Consider the following 15,361-nt stretch of genomic DNA (forward strand, 5'->3'; position numbering starts at 1 on the left):
CAGTCGGAACGGAAATCAACTAATATACATGGTATACGTAACAAATGTCATACCCAACTTATATCATGTTAACCCTCAAAAACTAATCTCCATACTTTAAAGTAAAGCCGAGGATTAATTTTTGATAATGCAATAAGGAAAATTAGAAGCTAATCGATTACTAAAGAATAGGGATCTATAAACGATATAGACACTTGAAAGGGGGTGAAAAAAATGAAGGTGATATTTACAGTTGGACTACCTGGAAGTGGCAAGAGCACGTTTGTTAAGGAGCTAGCAAAACGCGAAAATGCGCTAATTCTTTCAAGTGATGCCATACGTCAAGAGTTATTTGGTGACGCTACAAGGCAGCAATCACGAATAGTATTCCGTGTTTTGTATGAACGTTTGAATGAACGTGTGGCCAATGGTCAATCCGTTATTGTCGATGCGACAAATATTGAACGGGAACGTAGAGTATTTGCACTAGGTAAATTGCCTAGTAATGTGAAAGCCATATGCTATTATTTTGATACACCTTACACATTGTGTGTAACAAGAAATCAACAAAGAAAGAGGAAAGTTCCATTAGTGATAATGGAAAAAATGAGAAAGAATTTAGAGTTTCCGATAATGGGAGAAGGATTTGAAGAGGTTCATATTGTACATGAAGCGAATCCGTATGAAATCTCGAAAGATCAATTTATTTCCCTTATCCAAAGTCAACCCACATATGAGGAGCTTTTTCAAAAGCTAAGATCAGTCCAACTATTTAAAGAGATTTATCAATTTAATCAAGAAAATCCATACCATCAATTTTTACTTTGCCAGCATACGTATTTTGTTTATGAATATATGAACGAATACTATATGGAAAGTGACAAGCTAGCATTACAAATAGCTGCTTTATTCCATGATGTAGGCAAACCATTTTGTAAAAAATATAAAGAATTACAACAAAGATATGGATATTATGGACATGAAAATGTATCTGCTCAAATGGTCTGTCATTTTTTATTAGAGCTAGGCTTTGAAGAAGACTTTGTTTTAAAGGTTGTTAAGTTAGTACAATTTCATATGTTAATTCAATACGGGGGCGATAAGGGATCAAGTGAGATTTATCATTTATTAGATGGTGACTTATTAACAAAGCTTTATTTCTTTCGTGAAGCAGATCAATTTGCCAAATAAGTGTAAACAAAGGAAGTGAGTTAATGACCAATTTGATGAAATATCCAAGAAGCTTTCATTTGCCGTGGAGTAGAGGGTATACACATGATGATAAGGTTGCTAAAAATGTTGATCATTTTATTGGAAAAGAGGTTGTTGTAACCGAAAAATTAGATGGTGAAGGAACAACACTTTATCGAAACTATATGCATGCTAGAAGCTTAAGTTCAGGAGATCATCCATCTAGGCACTGGGTAAAAACGTTTCATGCTACATTTGCATTTCAAATTCCAGAAGAGTGGAGATTATGTGGTGAAAATGTTTATGCCAAACATTCCATTTACTACAATGAGTTAACTAGTTATTTTTATTTATTCAGTATTTGGAATGAGAAAAATATTTGTTTAAGCTGGGATGAAACAGTCGACTATGCAGCTAAACTAGGGGTTGAAACGGCACCTGTATTATATAGAGGCATTTTCGATGAAGAAAAAATAAAGAAGACTTTTACAGGAAATTCACTCCTTGGGGGCGAGCAGGAAGGTTATGTTATTAGAAATGCGGCTGCCTTCCATTATGATGATTTTCAATATAACCTAGGGAAATTTGTTAGACAGAATCATGTTCGAACAAGCGAACATTGGTTAAATGAAGAATTGATTCCTAATCAACTGAAATAAGTTTTATTTGAAAAGATTTAATCTACTATAAAGAAAAGGACTGAGAAAAATGTAATTCTTAATGGGGTTAATAATACATAATGTATATGAGGAAAAATGCAGTGGCAGCATGTCCCTTATAGGATAGGGATTTACAGGTTCGATTCCTGTCATCCTCACTAAATAAATGGTTATAACGTAAAAGGCAGTAGTGACAAGGGCTTGTTCCTTAATGATAGGGAGCTTTTTTTGATATAGCGTCGATATTTAAGCAGATCCACTATTAAAAAAATGAACTCCCAAACGAAAATGGGAGTTCATTTTTTTATCTTTTTATTTCGTATAGTTATCGAAATAACCTTGAATATAAATCATTGGTGTTCCTTTGTCACCTGAACCTGAAGTTAAGTCTGAAAGAGAACCAATTAGGTCTGTTAAGCGACGAGGTGTTGTACCTTGAGCAGCCATTTGACCAGTTAAATCTTCATCTTTGTTTTGGATGTACTCAGAAATTGCTGCTTTTAATTCTTCGCCTCGAAGCTCCGCAAAATCATTATCTGCTAAGTATTTTAGTTTTACTTCGTTTGGCGTGCCATCTAATCCAGTAGTGTAAGCTGGAGAAACAACAGGGTCAGCCAACTCCCAAATTTTACCTACAGGATCTTTAAATGCACCATCACCGTAAATCATTACTTCAACTGTTTTACCAGTAGCTTCTTTGATTTTTGCTTGGATGCCATCAACAATCGGTTGGCAAGTGTGTGGGAATAATTTTACGCTATCTTCAGTTGCTTTATTTGAACCAAGTAGACCATATTCCGCATTAAAGCCAGAACCGTTATTAGATACAGCTAAAATATTATCAAGACTGTATACTTTTTCAGCACCATTTGCCGTTAAAATACGTTTTGTACGTAAGCGTGTATGAATATCACAAGTTAAAACACTCTTCGTATAGTCTAAAATTGTTTTTGGGTTATTTGAAAAGATAACTTCACAAGTAGCGCCTTCAGCTTCGATTAGTTCTTTATAATATTCAATATAATCTACACCTGTAAATGTGTGTTTTTGGTAGCCAAAATGCTCACGGAATTCAACCTCAGTTAGAGTATCTGTCCAAGGATTAATACCTTTTACATCTAGCTCATCGATATCAACTAGGTGATTCCCAACCTCATCAGATGGATAGCTTAGCATAAGAACAACTTTCTTCACGCCTTTAGCAATACCACGTAAGCAGTTAGCGAAACGATTACGGCTTAGAATTGGGAAAATAACACCAACAGTATCGTCACCAAATTTAGCAGCTACGTCCGCTGCGATATCATCGATGGATGCATAGTTACCTTGTGCACGCGCTACGACGGATTCTGTTACTGTGACAATGTCACGATCCTCAATTGAATAGCCTTCAGTCTTTGCTGCATTTAATGCCGTATCAACAACGATTTGCTCAATATTATCGCCTTCATTAATAATTGGACCACGAAGACCTCTTACTACTGTACCAACTACACGTTCCAAAATAATCTCTCCTCATTAATAGGTAAATGTATGATCAATTATGCCTCGGCATAATTGTGTCCGGAATCGGCTTTGTGCTTGCACAAAGAACTCCTTACCGATTCAGTGACACCCGCTGAAAGAATTTATATAAAGTAAAATAAAACCAATATGATTTTACTATACGCCGCTTTAGTGATATAAGTAAAATTAATAGTTCGTATAATAGCTATAAGGGGTGCTTATATGATAGGGAAATTAGATTTATATCGTGTTTTTTGTGTTGTTGCTAAAAATAATAGCTTTTCAAGGGCTGCTAAAGATTTATATATGACTCAACCAGCTGTTAGTCAAGCCATGATGCAATTAGAAAAGGAGCTCGGTACACGTCTCTTTAATCGCACACCTAAAGGGGTAACGTTAACAACGGAGGGTAGCCTTCTATATGAGTATACGAATTCAGCATTAGGTCTTTTAGATGCTGGTGAAGAGAAGTTGCTAGAATTTAAAAATCTAACAACAGGTCAGTTGAAGCTAGGGGTAGGGGACACTATTTCTCGTTTTTTTTTAATGCCTTATCTAGAGGCGTTTCATACAATGTATCCCAATATAAAATTACAAATGTTAAATGGAACGACTTCGGAGATTTGTAACTTTATTAAATCTGGTGAGGTCGATATAGGACTTTGTAATTTTCCAATAGAAGATCAGACATTACAGTTAACAGCTTGCACAGAGGTTCAAGATATTTTTGTATGTGGTGAGAAGTACAAAACGTTGGCATCAAAAAGTTTAAGCTTCGAGGATCTGTTAAAGTTTCCACTTGTTTTTTTAGAAAAAAAATCAAATTCAAGAAAGTATGTAGAAGATTATTTATTTACAAGAGGAATCCACATTGAACCTGAGTTTGAGCTTGGCTCACATGATCTAGTACTGGAGTTTGCACGCAGTAATTTAGGAATTGCTTGTGTAACGAAAGAATTTTCTATGGATTATTTACAGCGAGGACTTCTTTATGAGCTAACATTAACAGAATGTATACCGACACGAAGCATTGGCATGTGTTATTTGAAAAGTGTACCTTTATCTCGAGCAGCGTTGAAATTTGTAGAAATCATTGAGCATAAGCAGGAGCGTAAACGTCTAAATCCAAGAATTATAAAGTGAGCATAGCAACTGGTAATCCGCTAAGCTTCATAGTGTTGAAAAACAAAATGGCCAGGGAAATCTTTGTGAATGTTGTGGCGCCTTAAATGAGGGGGGGTTTCGTTCCGGGCTACTTGCTTTGTTGCTGTCGCTTCGCTTTCGCACAGATAAAACATTGTTGCTGTCGCTTCGCTTTCGCACAGATAAAACATTGTTCGCTTCGCTTTCGCGCAGAGCAGAGCTTCCTGTGGGCGAGTGTCGAGCCGTTTCCTTCGCTTACATTGTTGCCGCTTCATTTTATCATTATAAATTAGAGTAACATGCCAGAAGATACATGCTAAATCAACCCCTCTCTTTGCCAAAGAGCACACTTTAATTAATGTGACACTTTAATTTCATCGACATAATAGTTTTCAACAACATGAAGCTTAGCCACTAGTAATCCGCTAAGCTTTTTTTAATAGTGCTTCTATAAGGGTATCAACATTGCGTTTATTTTTCATTGTAGGTGAGTACAGATAAGAAAATGTTCGTATAAAATGCTGTTCCTCGAGAGGCAAAATTTTTATATCGTCATTTTTTAATTCACGCTCAATGACACTGGCAGACAGTAATGAAAGTCCAAGCCCTTGAATAACGCTCTCTTTCACACCTTGATTGCTACTAATGGTAAGAAGTGAATGCACTTGGAGCCCATTTGCTCTAAATAAATGATCTAAATAATATCGAGTGCCAGAGCCTTCTTCACGTGCAACCCAATTTTGCTGCTGCAAATCCGTAACGGTAATAGCCGACTTCCTTACAAGTGGATGATTGCTCGCACTGACAATAAATAGCTCATCCTGCATAAACGGTTTAATAATAAGTTCATTGTCGTGTGCTTGTCCTTCAATAAGGCCAATATCGACCTGTAACAATTTTGTATATTGAATGATTTCTTTCGTATTGCCAATAATAACTTGGAGCTCAAGCTGAGGGAATTGTTGTTGAAGACTCGCTATTATAGGTGGCAAAATATATTCGCCAATTGTAAAACTAGCGCCAATAACGAGTGTACCTTGAATTTCATGATGGTAGGCTAAAATATCTTCCTTTGCCGACTCTGCAATTGCCATCATTTGCTTAGCTCGTTTATACAAAATTTCCCCAGTTGGTGTAATTTGTACAGATTTTGGTGAACGGATAAATAAGGTCGTTTGGAATTCTTGCTCCAAGTTTTTTATGTGTAAACTGACACTTGGCTGTGAAATATGAAGTATTTCCGAGGCTTTCGTAAAATTATTGACCTCCACCAGTGTGATGAATGTTTTTAAAGCATCATATTGCATGTCATCACTCCTATTATTAGAAATATTAATAATTGCGATTATATATATGTATTTTACTAATGATTAACTTTTTAATAAAGTAATAATCATCAAGGATGAAAGAAGTGAACAACATGGATAATGGACAGCATAGGTTAAAAAGTTTCCTGACCCCAGCGTTTATGAAGGGGATATTGTTGACACTTATTATTGCCTTAATGGCAAAGTATATTTCGACATTTCCGTTCTTCTCAATATTGGGGCAGCTTGTCATTGCCATTATATTAGGTATGGCTTGGAGAGCAACCTTTAAGGTACAGGATTCATGGCAAACAGGCATAACATTTTCAAGTAAAAAATTATTACGCCTCGGCATTATTTTACTGGGTATGCGCTTAAATTTAGCGGATATTTATAATGCTGGAGCGAGTGTCTTTCTTATTGCATTTATTAATCTGGTATTTGCTTTAGTGGTTGTATATGGCTTAACGAAGGTGTTTCATGTTGATAAGAAGCTAGGCATATTAACAGCTTGTGGCACAGCCATTTGTGGAGCGGCTGCTGTTGTCGCTATTGCTCCTCAAATTAAAGCAAACGAAAAAGAAACGGCAGTGGGCGCAGCGATAGTCGCATTACTAGGGACTGTATTCACATTAGTCTACACGGTGTTATACTCAGTATTTAACTTAACTCCTACTGAATATGGTATTTTCGCCGGGGGCACGCTACATGAAATTGCTCATGTTATTGCAGCAGCCTCAGCGGGTGGAAATGAAGCTATTGACATAGCGGTTATTGTAAAACTAACACGTGTTGCATTGCTTGTACCGGTAGCCATTGTCATCGGTATTTTATATCGAAAAACGGATAAGGGGCAGGATAAAGAAGGATTTTCACTGTCAATAATTCCTTGGTTTATTCTTGGGTTTTTAGCGATGAGTGCTATTAATTCGTTAGGGATTGTACCAGCTAATGTAGCGCAAACATTTGTAAATATCGCTTATATTTTAATTGGGATGGCGATGGCTGGACTAGGTTTAAATGTAGAGATAAAAACATTTAAACAATTAGGCGTAAAAGCGTTTATTGCCGGACTTATCGGTTCGGTTTGCTTATCAATACTTGGATATGTTTTAGTTATTTTCATGTGATCAATTTCGCCTTGGCGTAATTGCGTCCGGAGGCTTTATCTTCATTCAGTAGGTGTCTTCCGCTGAATGAAGATAAAGTATTCAAAAAAACCCTGCATATTTCGAATATGCAGGGTTTTTTTTAGATAGAATCAGAAGATATTTTAGATTTTTTTAGTTTTATCCCACTGTCTCATAAAAAGTGGGGATATGGTATACAACATAAATTATGCTTCGGAAAATTAGCGTGATGCTTCAATTGAAGAAGCCAATTCAGCTATAACTATTTTGCTACCTATCATTGGACTATTTTCAGGTTTTGCTCCCTCAGAGCCTGGTTCTGGTCGGTGATGTGCCGCAGCGAATGCATCGCTATTACGCCAAGCTTGGAAATGTTCCATGGACTCCCAGTACATATTGACGCTCATTTCGTCATAAGTCGGATCATCAGTTGAAACTAACACCTCTACTTTATGGAAGCCTTCGAACTGCTGTAGAGGTCCTGGCTTTGTAAAGTTCGGTGCCATTTTTGTAGCAAAGCCGGGTTTGACTTGAATACGATTTGTAACAATAATCATGCTTTTCCCCCCTAATCATTTTCTAGTTAGAAAAAATCTACTATGTGAATGAGTTATCAGTGATTATCATTCGCAATCAATGATAAGTGGCGTAGGAAGACATTGTCAATAGAAGAGCAATGTAAATTACAAATAACTCGACATTTGTAGTGTGTGAACCATCATCGAATCAAAGAAATAAGCGCCACATTAGGTCCTGACATTAAACTGACATAATCCGATGATATAATGAAAACACGAACGAGCTGGTGACGAGGTGAAAGTGCATGGCAAAAATATTAGTAGTAGAAGACGAATATGCAATTAGCCAAGTTTTGAAGGCATATTTGAAAAAAATAGGCTATGATGTTATGCAATGTTTTAATGGCGGGCAGGCATTGGATATATTTCAAGAGGTGCAGCCTGATTTAGTATTACTTGATATCATGTTACCAGAGAAAAACGGTTGGTTAATTTTAAAGGAAATTAGAGAAATTAGTTCTTGTCCAGTTATTATGCTAACGGCGTTAGGTGATGTGAATTATCGTTTAGAGGGCTTCGACCAAGGAGCAGACGATTATATTGCAAAACCATTTATAGCTGACGAGGTAGTGGCAAGAGTAAAGGCAGTTTTAAGGCGCGCTGAAGGAAATCGTGAATCTTCAGAAATAAAACGCTTTGGTGGGCTAGAGATTGATATGAAAGCCCATCGAGTGCTACTTAAGGGAGAGGAAATAGTCTTAACTCCTAGAGATTTATCAGTGCTTTTATTTTTGGCCGAACATCCAAACCAAACATTTACACGTGAGCAACTTATAGATCAAGTTTGGGGCTGGGAGTATGAAGGTAGTGATAGAGCGGTAGATTTAGCAATGAAGCGACTACGAAAGGCACTTAAGGAATGGGATGAGGAAGAGGGAGAAATAAAGACACTACGTGGATTGGGGTATCAGCTAAGTGTTCAAAAAAAATAAGCGAATATCTTTACTGAACTACTGGACAAGCCGCTATTTATTAACGCTCTTTGTAGGCCTAGCTATTATCTCTTTTATTTCTGCGGCATGGATTCGTCATACGACGTTTCAAAATCGACTGGAGATGATGGAGTTTTTAGCAGATGAGACTGTATATCGCCTAACAGATACTTCAGGTCAAAATATTGGACCTATGGGTAGTATTCCAGGTTTTATCGGAAATCGTGATCGGTTTACTATGAGAGAAATTGATCCCATTTTATATGTTGTAGATACGGAAGGCAATATAGTAAGTAGCAATCGACCGGCGCCGCCAGGTAGTGCAAAAAACGTTGCAAACTTGCTGGATGGTGAAGAAGGGACAAAGAAAATAACTGTAACGAATGAGGGACAAGAGTCAGTTCAATATGTCGTAAAAAAGAAACTCGAAAATAACAATAAAGTAGTTGGCTGGGTGCTTGTCTTAGAGAAAAAGGAGAATTTAACGAGGGTTAATCAAGCATATGGGCAGTTGGCATTACTAATCGGAGCACTTGCTGTATTAGGCTGGTGTGCTATTTATTCTTTATCAAAACGTTTAGCACATCCAATAAAACAAGTTGCCGAAGCGGCAAAGCAAGTGCAGGAGGGGAACTATACATTTGATTTGCCTCAAAATAATAAGGAAGAAGAAATTTATGAGCTCGTTACATCCTTTAAGGAAATGGCGAATAAGCTAGAACAATTAGAAAAGACTCGAACAGAATTATTAGCAGGCGTCACCCACGAACTAAAAACACCAGTCACATCTATTAGTGGATTATTGCAGGCAGTGAAAGATGGTGTTGTTAGGGGCCAGGACGCTAGTGAATTTATTCAAATGGCACTAGTAGAAACGACGAAAATGAAAACAATGGTTGGCGACTTGCTAGCTTTTAATCAGTTTGCGGTAGATGCAATTCCGGTAAAGGTTGAAAATATAAATGTTAACCAGCTAATACGTGATGCCGTCGCACAATGGGAAGTAATGCAGGATGACGAAACTGTAAAAATACAAATGGACTTTCTCGTAAAATCGGTTGATGTACAGGCTGATGTAGTAAGGACGCAGCAAATAGTGACGAATCTATTGACGAATGCAAAGCAGGCCATGCAGGGGGGGATCGTTACCATAACGCTGATGGAAAAAGAGGATGCTGTCTTAATTAATGTAAGCGACACAGGACGTGGCATTGCTCAAGAAGAACAGGCATTTATCTTTGAACGTTTTTATAGAGGAGAAAATAAAAAATATGCGGTCCGTGGCTTAGGCTTAGGATTATCACTTAGTAAAATGATGGCACAGTCAATAGGTGGTGATTTACGATTAATTGACAGTAATTCATCAGGGACATGCTTTGAAATAACACTGAAAAAGGCTACTACGCTATAAAGGCGTAGTAGTTTTTTCTTTGTAAAAAATTTTTGAAGGAAATGTAAAGCTGACATCTGACTGACACATTAGACCTTTATAGTAAGCATTGTAAACGAGAAACCAAAAGAAAGGACGGGATCAAGGATGACCGCAAACAAAAGGTTTTTCCGAATGATGACCTTACCCGCTGCATTATTAATGCTGCTAGCCGGATGTGGTGAGAGCAGCGATTATGTGGCGAAGGTTGACGGTGAAAAGATTTTACAAACAGAGCTAGATGACGCATTGCGTGAACAATACGGTACAGAGGTATTAGATACACTAATTACCAATAAAATAGTTGAGCTAGAGGCGAAAAAAGAGGAAGTTTCTGTATCCGAGGACGCTATTCAAGCAGAGTATGATGAGTTAGCGGATTCGTATGGTGGGGAGGAATCGTTACAAGCTGCACTAGAGGCAAATGGACTGACAGAGCAGAGTGTGAAGGATAATATTCGCATGTATCAGCTTACAAAAAATGTTATTGCTGCAAGCATTGACATTTCAGATGAGGAGGTAGCCCAATATTTTGAGGACAATAAGGATAGCTATGGACAAAAGGAAGAAGTCGTAGCCAGTCATATTTTATTGGAGGATGAGGCAACGGCAAAAGATGTGCTAGCAAAAATAAATGCTGGTGAGGATTTTTCGGAGCTAGCAAAAACATATTCAATCGATTCAACAACGAATGAGGATGGCGGGGAAATAGGCTATATTAGCCGTGGACAAATGGATGAGCAGTTTGAGGAAGTCGCATTTGGTCTTGAAAAAGGTAGCATCAGTGACATCGTTCAAACATCAGAAGGCTATCACATCATTAAAGTAACCGATAAAGTACCAGCAGAAGAGGCAGTATTCGAGGATGTAAAGGATGAAGTTTATGCGACTATGCTTGAAGAGCGTATAAATGAAGAATACGCGTCTTGGTTAGCTGAAAAACAAGAGCAATACAAAATTGAAAAAATGTAAGGAGTGAACTATATGCCTACTCTTACTTCGTTTAATCCTAACGGTCGAAAGGAGATTAAACAGGCTATCTCCTATCCGGACTATGCCTTACTAAAAACTAAGATTCAGCATGTGATGCAGCTAGACAAGCATGCTGGAACGAATGGCAAGTATTTAATTCGCAGCACATACTTCGATAATTTGGCGAACAAGGTTCTTAATGAGAAAAAAGAGGGTTTTATCAATCGAGATAAATACCGAGTACGAATTTATGGAAAATCCACTGAAATTATTAATTTAGAGCGGAAAAGCAAACGTAATAATTTAACCTTTAAAACGAAGTGTGCCATAACTCAAAAGGAATATGAAAAAATGCATAGTGGAGATATCGCTTGGATGGAGGAAGACAAACGAGCGTTAATTCAAGATTTACACAAGGAAATGAAGTATAACCAATTGAAGCCAATAACGGTTGTCGATTACGAGCGTGAGGCCTACATCTATCCCTTTGGAAATGTGCGTGTCACTTTCGATAGTAAAGTACAGTCAAGCCTCCGTAATACAAATATGTTTAATCCGAGACTGCCGATGGTCGATGTACTTGAGCCAAACCTAGTTATTTTAGAAGTGAAATATGATGAGTACTTGCCGGATATTATTAAGTACTTACTACAATCAGTGGATACACGTGCTGAGGCTTTTTCAAAATATCAGCTTAGTCGCATGTACGGCTAATTTATAAAGGAGAAATGAACAATGGATACTATAAAATTTAACGATATCTTTAAATCCAACTTTTTAGAGAAAACAACATCATTTTCATTAATAGATTCAATGATAGGGTTAGTTGTAGCTTTCTTTGTCGGGCTTTTTATTTACGCTGTCTACAAGAAAACCTTTAACGGAGTGATTTACTCTCATTCCTTCAATATTTCGCTGCTCATTATGACAATGGCAACGGCTCTAGTGATTATGGGAATAAGTTCGAATGTCCTGTTATCACTAGGTATGGTTGGTGCGCTATCAATCGTGCGTTTCCGTACACCTATTAAAGACCCGATGGATTTAGTATATATTTTCTGGGCAATAGTTTCTGGGATACTTTGTGGTGCAGGATTTATTCCACTCGTTATTATTGGTGCAGTCTTAATTGGTCTTGTGTTACTTGTATTAGTGAACAAAATTACTGTGGAAAATCCATACCTTTTAATTGTGAAATTTGAAGAAGATTTTGCTTGTGAGGAAGTAGAGCGTATTATTGCTGCACAATCTAAAAAATTCGCTTTAAAATCTAAATCTATTATGTCGGATGTCGAGATCGAAACAACCTATGAAATTCGTGTTAAACAAAATGATGCAAAACTGATGGACAATCTTACAAAAGTACCTGGAGTAAAATCAGCAGTAATGCTAAGTTACGATGGTAATTTCACTGCTTAGTAGCCCACTCTAGAGGAGTATTTTAACTATGAAGAGAGGTGTTAGATAATGATTAAAACGCGATTTGTCTATCTTTGTATGGCAATTTTACTACTCCTCTTTGTTGTTGTGTTTGCTGTGTTTCCAAACGTAGGCATTGAGACGAAAAATACCGAGTTCTCCTATGAGACAATTGTGTTTAATAAGAATAAGGTGACAACAGTAGATATTGAAATAGCCGAAGAAGACTGGGCGGATATGCTAGAAAATGCGGCAGCTAAGGAGTTAAAGCAAGCGGATATCACTGTAAATGGCAAGAGAATTGAGAATGTAGCAATTCGTACAAAGGGAAGTTCATCACTGCGCTCGGTTGTAAGTAGCGACTCGGATCGATATAGCTTAAAAATCGACTTCGATTATTATGATGATACACAAAGCTTATACGGCTTGAAAAAATTAAATTTAAACAATAATTTCAGTGATACAACCTTAATGCGAGAATATATTTCTTATGAGCTAATGGAACAGATGGGATTACCAACACCAGCACATTCATATATGTATGTAACTGTAAATGGTGAAGAACACGGACTATTCTTAGGGGTAGAAGCGGTGGATGAAACATTCTTAGCAAATAACTACGGCTCTAATGATGGATTTTTGTTTAAGCCAGATGGGATGGGCAGTGATTTAAAATATATTAGTGAGGATATTGCTGATTATACGGGAATCGGCTTAAAAACGAACGAGGACAATATTGATCAATCAAAGTTCATTGAGATGCTTGATGCCATCAATAATGGCGGTAGTATTGAAAAATATATTGCTGTCGATGAAATGCTGCGTTATTTTGCTGTGAACACTGCACTCGTAAATCTTGATAGTTATCAGGGAAATATGAAACACAACTACTATTTGTATGAGGATGATGGTGTGTTTTCTATTATACCTTGGGATTTTAATATGTCCTTTGGTGGCTTCGGTGTTGGGGGTGAAGGCGGTAGAATGGTTGGCAATAATCAAATCCAAGCTAATGCCGATATGAAGGCCCCTGAGGAGGCACAGATAAATGATAAATCGGATAGATCAAATAATGGTGAGCAGCAACAGCAAGGGCGACAGCCTAATGGTGATCGTAATCAGGGTGGATTAAATATGGGGATTGGAATGTCTAGCAATCTGATGGCAGATAGTGCTATCAACTTTAGTGTGACTACACCTGTATCTGGTACAACATTAGAGGAGCGACCGCTATTAAACACCTTACTTTCCAATGAAGAGTATCGTGCTAAATACGAAGGCTATTTAGAAGAGCTGGCAACTAATTACTTAACAGAAGATTACGTACAAAACATTACCAAAAATTTAGCATTGTTATTAACGACTTATGTCGAAGCAGATCCTACGAAATTCTCTACAACAGAACAGTTCTTAGAAGCGGTAGAAGGAGAAAATAGTCTCCCTGAATTTGCTAAACAACGTTCTGAATCTATTTTAAAGCAGCTGTCCGGAGAGCTTGTTGTAGAAGCAACTACAACGTCACAAGGGAATATGGAAATGCCTAATCCAAACGAAAATGATGAAATGAATAATCCGATGCAAAGACCAGATGACTTTGATCCTTCACAAGCCCCTCCATTTAATCAAAATGGCGATAATCAGGGGGAAGGACCAAATGGTGATGGTCCAATGCAGCGTCCTGACCAAAATGGTGGCCCTATGGGGATGCCTAACCAAAGCGATGAACAATTAAAGCAAGAAACTGTTATCGATAAAAATACAATGCTTACAGCAATTGTTTGCTTGGCCTTGTTAATAATAGGGCTTCTCTTTGTTTTTAAATTTAACCGAAGAGGTCGTTAAAAAAATAACCATATCCAAAACATTTGGGTATGGTTTTTTCTTTTGGTCGTGCTAAAATAAAGCATTCTTTTTTTAGGAGTCTACTATTATGAATGAACATCAATTTGATAAAAATTTGCATATTAACACAGTCGGTGAACAATACGGTTTCCCTAAACTAGCTCATTACCATCGCTATGAACCAACACCGTATGTTGGATTAGAACAATTATTTTCAGAGTATGAAATGCCTGATAATCCAGTATTTATTGATATGGGGTGTGGAAAAGGGAGGGTCCCGATTTACGTACATCATAAATTGCATATTCCAACGATTGGGATAGAAATGGATGCAGGTTTTTATGCAGAGGCTGAGAATAATAAAAGGAGCTACCTTCAGAAAAAGAGTGCTCAAGCTCCAATTACACTTATTCATTCAATAGCGGAAGACTATGCTATTCAACCATGCGACACGGTTTTCTTTTTTTTTAATCCGTTTTCAATCCATATTTTCCGTACAGTCATTCATAATATTTGGAAGTCTTATGAGCAGCATATGCGTGAAATTCATATTATTTTATACTATCCACCATATGATTATTTGCAGTTTTTACATCATGGGACACCTTTTGAGTTAATCCATGAGGTTCATCTTGAAAATGAAACAAATATTAACGAACGCCTCTGTGTGTTTGTTTTGAAAGAAGCTTAGAGTTCAGTACTCTAGGCTCTTTTTATTAATAATTGCTTCTGTTTCACAAAATATTAGAACCCCTATTCCTTTCCTCACTCCATTCCATGGATAATTTATCTAATACACCCTTTGTTTTCCTATAAATAAAAGTACATATAGTAGTTAGTAATTCTATTAAAAGAGGGTTGTTGGTATTTCCTAAAAAGATAAATATCTTTCAATTTTTTAAAAAATGGGTTTACCACCAAAAGTTGTGGGTGACATTTGTTAAAACGTATACCATGTATATTAGTTGATTGGAGTGGAAACTGGGCGACTCCTTCGGGATCAGTGGCTCATCGGACGCCCCCAGGAAGCTTTGCTCTGCGCGAAAGCGAACAATGTTTTATCTGTGCGAAAGCGAAGCGTCAGCGGCAAAGCGCCCAGTCGGAACGGAAATCAACCACACGTTATGGTGATGATCCAAAAAATGGGCCTCCTTTAAGAAGTTTTATTGTAAAAAAATATAGTTCTATACTCATATATATATAAAATTAACAGATAATTCTTAAATAACAAATTATACTGAAAAATCACTCTAGACTAAATATAAAGAATGTTT

The 15,361-nt window shown here is 37.1% G+C and carries 16 protein-coding genes and 1 tRNA gene; 13 read left to right on the plus strand and 4 right to left on the minus strand.

Annotated features, from left to right (window positions below; translation table 11 throughout):
- The first annotated feature begins 213 nt into the window (after nt 1–213).
- The 3 genes from AN161_RS19390 (at nt 214) to AN161_RS29870 (ending at nt 1,988) form a co-directional block, all read left to right on the plus strand.
- On the plus strand, nt 214–1,170 hold the full coding sequence (locus AN161_RS19390) for an AAA family ATPase (RefSeq protein ID WP_053595992.1): 957 nt from the start codon (nt 214–216) through the stop codon (nt 1,168–1,170).
- Nucleotides 1,171–1,193: 23 nt separating this feature from the next.
- Entirely contained in the window at nt 1,194–1,829 is a 636-nt protein-coding gene (locus tag AN161_RS19395; protein ID WP_053595993.1) for an RNA ligase family protein, read from the plus strand.
- A gap of 87 nt (nt 1,830–1,916) precedes the next feature.
- Nucleotides 1,917–1,988, plus strand: a tRNA-Pro gene (locus AN161_RS29870).
- Nucleotides 1,989–2,141: 153 nt separating this feature from the next.
- Here the strand turns inward: AN161_RS29870 and AN161_RS19400 are convergent.
- Nucleotides 2,142–3,332, minus strand: coding sequence for a coenzyme F420-0:L-glutamate ligase (locus tag AN161_RS19400; RefSeq protein ID WP_053595994.1), 1,191 nt, complete (start codon nt 3,330–3,332; stop codon nt 2,142–2,144).
- Between the two features lie 225 nt (nt 3,333–3,557).
- On the opposite strand from AN161_RS19400, the gene AN161_RS19405 reads away from it, so the two are divergent.
- The gene (locus AN161_RS19405) at nt 3,558–4,478 is read left to right on the plus strand and encodes a LysR family transcriptional regulator (protein WP_053595995.1); all 921 of its coding nucleotides are present in this window, start codon (nt 3,558–3,560) and stop codon (nt 4,476–4,478) included.
- A gap of 20 nt (nt 4,479–4,498) precedes the next feature.
- Here the strand turns inward: AN161_RS19405 and AN161_RS19410 are convergent, their stop codons facing one another.
- Together AN161_RS19410 and AN161_RS19415 are read right to left on the minus strand one after the other, a co-directional pair.
- A complete protein-coding gene (locus AN161_RS19410; protein WP_053595996.1) occupies nt 4,499–4,819 on the minus strand; it encodes a hypothetical protein in 321 nt (106 codons plus the stop codon).
- A gap of 84 nt (nt 4,820–4,903) precedes the next feature.
- A complete protein-coding gene (locus tag AN161_RS19415) occupies nt 4,904–5,785 on the minus strand; it encodes a LysR family transcriptional regulator (protein WP_053595997.1) in 882 nt (293 codons plus the stop codon).
- 113 nt (nt 5,786–5,898) lie between these two features.
- Here AN161_RS19415 and AN161_RS19420 point away from each other — a divergent pair, with 113 nt between their 5' ends.
- Complete coding sequence (locus AN161_RS19420; RefSeq protein ID WP_053595998.1) at nt 5,899–6,915, plus strand: YeiH family protein; 1,017 nt, start codon at nt 5,899–5,901, stop codon at nt 6,913–6,915.
- 221 nt (nt 6,916–7,136) lie between these two features.
- Here the strand turns inward: AN161_RS19420 and AN161_RS19425 are convergent, their stop codons facing one another.
- On the minus strand, nt 7,137–7,472 hold the full coding sequence (locus tag AN161_RS19425) for a heme oxygenase (protein WP_053595999.1): 336 nt from the start codon (nt 7,470–7,472) through the stop codon (nt 7,137–7,139).
- A 266-nt stretch (nt 7,473–7,738) separates the two neighbouring features.
- Here AN161_RS19425 and AN161_RS19430 point away from each other — a divergent pair, with 266 nt between their 5' ends.
- The 8 genes from AN161_RS19430 to AN161_RS29875 all read left to right on the plus strand — a co-directional run bounded on the left by AN161_RS19430 (nt 7,739) and on the right by AN161_RS29875 (nt 15,218).
- The gene (locus AN161_RS19430; protein ID WP_053596000.1) at nt 7,739–8,425 is read left to right on the plus strand and encodes a response regulator transcription factor; all 687 of its coding nucleotides are present in this window, start codon (nt 7,739–7,741) and stop codon (nt 8,423–8,425) included.
- A complete protein-coding gene (locus AN161_RS19435; protein ID WP_053596001.1) occupies nt 8,409–9,836 on the plus strand; it encodes a HAMP domain-containing sensor histidine kinase in 1,428 nt (475 codons plus the stop codon). Before AN161_RS19430 ends, AN161_RS19435 begins: the two co-directional genes overlap by 17 nt.
- Nucleotides 9,837–9,962: 126 nt before the next feature.
- Nucleotides 9,963–10,826, plus strand: a complete 864-nt coding sequence (locus tag AN161_RS19440; RefSeq protein ID WP_075807298.1) for a peptidylprolyl isomerase — start codon at nt 9,963–9,965, stop codon at nt 10,824–10,826.
- Nucleotides 10,827–10,838: 12 nt separating this feature from the next.
- Nucleotides 10,839–11,540, plus strand: coding sequence for a polyphosphate polymerase domain-containing protein (locus AN161_RS19445; protein WP_053596003.1), 702 nt, complete (start codon nt 10,839–10,841; stop codon nt 11,538–11,540).
- Between the two features lie 21 nt (nt 11,541–11,561).
- Entirely contained in the window at nt 11,562–12,245 is a 684-nt protein-coding gene (locus tag AN161_RS19450) for a DUF4956 domain-containing protein (protein ID WP_053596004.1), read from the plus strand.
- Between the two features lie 48 nt (nt 12,246–12,293).
- On the plus strand, nt 12,294–14,087 hold the full coding sequence (locus AN161_RS19455) for a CotH kinase family protein (RefSeq protein ID WP_053596005.1): 1,794 nt from the start codon (nt 12,294–12,296) through the stop codon (nt 14,085–14,087).
- 88 nt (nt 14,088–14,175) lie between these two features.
- A complete protein-coding gene (locus tag AN161_RS19460) occupies nt 14,176–14,778 on the plus strand; it encodes an SAM-dependent methyltransferase (protein WP_053596006.1) in 603 nt (200 codons plus the stop codon).
- Between the two features lie 278 nt (nt 14,779–15,056).
- Nucleotides 15,057–15,218, plus strand: a complete 162-nt coding sequence (locus AN161_RS29875) for a hypothetical protein (RefSeq protein ID WP_158003071.1) — start codon at nt 15,057–15,059, stop codon at nt 15,216–15,218.
- The last annotated feature ends 143 nt before the right edge of the window (nt 15,219–15,361 follow it).

It is taken from the genome of Lysinibacillus sp. FJAT-14222 (assembly GCF_001278875.1).
GTDB classification, from domain to species: Bacteria; Bacillota; Bacilli; order Bacillales_A; family Planococcaceae; genus Lysinibacillus; species Lysinibacillus agricola.